This is a genomic window from Bradyrhizobium sp. STM 3809 (assembly GCF_000239795.1).
Lineage (GTDB): Bacteria > Pseudomonadota > Alphaproteobacteria > Rhizobiales > Xanthobacteraceae > Bradyrhizobium.
On sequence record NZ_CAFJ01000410.1, the window covers coordinates 1 to 3,943 of the forward strand.

At 68.3% G+C, this 3,943-nt stretch carries 4 protein-coding genes; 1 reads left to right on the forward strand and 3 read right to left on the reverse strand.

The features are described 5' to 3' along the window. Window positions 1-332: P-II family nitrogen regulator (locus BRAS3809_RS20040; RefSeq protein WP_035657101.1), on the reverse strand; the 332-nt coding region annotated here is incomplete at its 3' end. A 531-nt stretch (window positions 333-863) separates the two neighbouring features. Between BRAS3809_RS20040 and BRAS3809_RS20045 the strand changes: the two genes are divergently transcribed. Then, complete coding sequence (locus tag BRAS3809_RS20045) at window positions 864-2,363, forward strand: bifunctional ADP-dependent NAD(P)H-hydrate dehydratase/NAD(P)H-hydrate epimerase (protein ID WP_008963878.1); 1,500 nt, start codon at window positions 864-866, stop codon at window positions 2,361-2,363. 105 nt (window positions 2,364-2,468) lie between these two features. Here BRAS3809_RS20045 and BRAS3809_RS20050 read toward each other — a convergent pair whose 3' ends face one another. Both BRAS3809_RS20050 and BRAS3809_RS20055 read right to left on the reverse strand, forming a co-directional pair. Then, entirely contained in the window at window positions 2,469-3,551 is a 1,083-nt protein-coding gene (locus BRAS3809_RS20050; RefSeq protein ID WP_008963879.1) for an enolase C-terminal domain-like protein, read from the reverse strand. Between the two features lie 24 nt (window positions 3,552-3,575). Next, on the reverse strand, window positions 3,576-3,943 hold a 368-nt coding region (locus tag BRAS3809_RS20055; RefSeq protein ID WP_035657104.1), incomplete at its 5' end, for a multicopper oxidase domain-containing protein.

Here is a 3,943-nt window from a genome sequence, read left to right on the forward strand (position 1 = left end):
GCGTCGAGCCCGGATTCTCCGGTTCTGATGCGGATGGCTTCCTCGATGTTGGACACGAAGATCTTGCCGTCGCCGATGCGGCCGGTCTGGGCGGCGCGCCGGATGGCTTCGATCGCGCGCTCGACCAGATCGTCGCCGATGACGATCTCGATTTTCACCTTGGGCAGGAAGTCGACGATGTATTCGGCGCCGCGATACAGCTCCGCATGTCCCTTCTGCCGGCCGAAGCCCTTGGCCTCGGTGACGGTGATGCCCTGCAGTCCGACTTCCTGAAGCGCTTCCTTCACCTCGTCCAGCTTGAACGGCTTGATGATGGCTTCGATTTTCTTCACTGAGCGCCTCCCGGGCATTCCGCTATAAAAAACAGGTGGGTCATCGTCAGGCTGCGCCAGCGCGCAGGTTTCTCGTCATTCCTTACCGGGCCCGACACGCTCCGGCGGAGGCCCGGCGATTGACAGCCCGTCTTGCCCCGTGCCGAAGTGGCTCCACAAAAGCAGGGTCTATGCCAAGTCGTTAACGCGGCCAAATCGAGCAGATATCCGAGCCTTTCGCACCGGCCCGACGATTCCCAATGGGAGAGTACAGAATACCGAAGCCCGCGAATTAGGCAAACAGGCTACAAGTTGTGCAGATGTGGCCGCCGCGTCTGCGCGGCCGCCGAAATGCCCAGGGAAAAGGCGAGAACGCCGGCGCGATCGACGCTCGAGTGCCTGAACTGCTCTTGGAACTTGCCGTCTGGCGCGGCAATAGGGAAGGCAGGGGCGGGGAGTCGGCCGGCACCAGAGCATGGGCAGGCCGGCGTGGGATGGCCAACAGATCAGGCAGCCGGCACCAGCTTGCGGGCTGCAGGGACATGAGCAGCAATGGACGTGTTGACCACGAGTGAAATGGAGCGTGCCGACCGGCTCACGATCGCAGCCGGCACGCCCGGCTTCTCGTTGATGCTGAGTGCCGGGCAGGCGGTGGCCGCCGCCGCGATGGACCTCGCCGAGGAGGGGCCGATCCTGGTGGTGTGCGGGCCCGGCAATAATGGCGGCGACGGTTTCGTGGCCGCCGCCGAGCTGGCCGCGCAGGGGCGAGAGGTCTCCGTGATCCTGATGTGCGAGCGCGAGGCGCTGCAGGGCGATGCGGCCTCCGCTGCCAAGGGCTGGAAGTTTCCGGTGCTGCCGTTCACGCCGCAGGCGATCGGCAAGCCGGCCCTGATCATCGATGCGCTGTTCGGTGCGGGTCTCAGCCGCCCGGTCAGCGGCGAGCCCTATGAGGTGATTGCCGCGATCAACGCCAATGGCGCGCCGGTGCTCGCCGTCGACCTGCCGAGCGGCATCAACGGCACCACCGGCGCCGTGATGGGCATCGCGGTCCGCGCCACCGAGACCGTGACGTTCTTTCGCAAGAAGCCGGCGCATCTGCTGCTGCCGGGCCGCCAGCATTGCGGCCGCGTCCGGCTCGCCGACATCGGCATCGATCCTCACGTGCTCGACGAGATCAGGCCGCAGGCGTTCGAGAACGAGCCGGAGCTGTGGCAGCCCCGCTTTCCCGTGCCACGCATCGACGGCCACAAATATGCGCGCGGACATGTGCTGGCGATATCGGGCGATGTCGCCGCGACCGGCGCCTCGCGCATGGCCGCGCGCGCCGCGTTGCGGGCCGGCGCCGGCCTCGTGACCCTGGCCTCGCCGCGCGATGCGCTCGTCGTCAACGCGGCCGCGCTGACCGCCGTCATGGTGCGCGCCGCCGACAGCGCGATCGAGTTCGGCGAGCTGCTCGGCGACAAGCGCTACAACACCTGCATCATCGGGCCCGGCACGGGGGTCGGCGAGCGCACCCGCGACCTCGTCTTCACCGCGCTCTCCGCGCAGCGCCATGTCGTGCTCGATGCCGACGCCTTGACGAGCTTCGCCGACGCGCCTGAGCGGCTGTTCGAGCAGCTCAGGGCGGCGGCGCAGGCGCAGATCGTGCTGACGCCGCATGAGGGCGAATTCCCGCGGCTGTTCTCCGATCTCAGCAACAAGAATCCCGGCCGCTCCAAGCTGGAGCGCGTGCGCGCCGCGGCTGCGCGCTGCGGCGCCGTGGTGCTGCTGAAGGGCGCCGACACCACCGTGGCCGCGCCGGACGGACGCGCGGCCATCGCCGCCAATGCGCCGCCCTGGCTCGCCACCGCGGGTGCCGGCGACGTCCTTGCCGGCATCATCGCAGGGCTCCTGGCACAGGGCGTGCCGGCGTTCGAGGCCGCCTGCACCGGCGTCTGGATGCACGGCGAGGCCGGATCGGAGGCGGGGCCGGGGCTGATCGCCGAGGATCTGACCGAGACGCTGCCGGCGGTGTTCCGGCGGCTGTATGATCGATTTGGGATCGAGTACTGAACCCGGCGAGCTGTCACCCTAGCAAACACTGTCATGCCCGCGAAGGCGGGCGATGACAGTTGTGGGTGTGGTGACGCCCGTGCATCTCGCTGACGCCGATAGAATTCACGTCACCTGATATCTCGCCACCGCGCTCTCGTTCCACGCAAGGCCAAGACCGGGGCCTTGGGCCGTCACCTTGCCATCGACGACCTGCAGCGGCTCGGCCAGGATGGCGCCGGCGAAGTCCAGCACCTCCAGGAAATGCGCCGTCGGCGTCACCGGCAGCACATGGGCGCTGGCCTCGGGCAGGATGTGGCTCGACATCGGGATCGAGGCTGCGTCGGCTTGGCCCGCGACATTGAGCCAACCGGTGATGCCGCCGACCTTCATGAGGTCGGGCATGATGAAGTCCGACGCGCCGGCGGCGATCGCTTCGGCGAAGCCGCGCGGAAACCACCAGTTCTCGCCGGCCTGGATCGGAATCTCCGAGCGCTCGCGCACGGCGGCATGGCCGGAGAGATTTTCCTGCGGCACCGGCTCCTCGATCCAGGTCAGATCGTAATCGGCGAGACCAGCGATTCTGCGCGTCGCCTCAGCGGGATCGAGCGACTGGTTGAAGTCGAGCATCAGCGCGATGTCGGGCCCGAGCAAGGCGCGCAGGCCCTTGATCATCGCCGCGTCGGTGGCGAGGTCGCCATGGCCGCCCTTGGTCTTGATGGCGCGGAAGCCGTGCTCGTCGCGCGCCGCGCGCAGTGTGCGTTCGTCGGCCTTGGCGTCGAGCACGCCGTAGCTGTCATAGGCGGGAATGGGACGGGCGCTGCCGCCGAGCAGCTCGACGACCGGCTTGCCCGCGAGCTGGCCGAGCGCATCCCAGAACGCCATGTCGAGCCCGGAGACGGCCATGCCGACCAGACCCTGCCAGCCGAGCAGGCGGAATTTGGCGTCCATGGCCTTCATCAGATCGAACGGGATCAGCGCCTTGCCGGTGAGCTCGCGGCCGATCTCCTCGACGAGCAGGACCAGCGGCTTCAGCGCCAGCCTGGTGTAGGCGAACAGATAGGCATGGCCGGTCACCCCCTGATCCGTCGTGACGTCGATCAGCACCAGCGGACCGGAGTCGATGACGCCGAAGGCGTTGCGCAGGGGACGCTTCATCGGCGTGACGACGGCGCGCGCGGTGACGCCGGTGATGGCGGCGGTGGTCATGGGCGTTCTCCCTGGTTCGTTTCCTCAAGCGATCTCATACCACCTGACGAGGCGCGGCGCCGCCCAGTCGGTTGCCATGCGCTCGATCAGGAACCGGCCAGCGGTTTCGGCTCGGAACGCGATGCGCTGGGTCTGGCCGGCTTCGAGCGCCAGCGTGTCGAGCCAATACGGCTTCCAGCCGTCGTCGAGCCGGTCGAGCAGACGGAACGGCTGGCCGTGCAGATGAACCACCGTCGTCGCGGCCGCCTTGTTGGCGAGCGCCAGCACGACGACGCGGCCGGGCCTGGCCCGGAAGGCGGGCGCGCTGCCGGGGCTGAACTGGGCAGGCGGCCGCCAGTCGGGAGTATCGAGCGCCAGTTCGGCCCGGATGGCCGCGCGCAGATCGAGCAGCT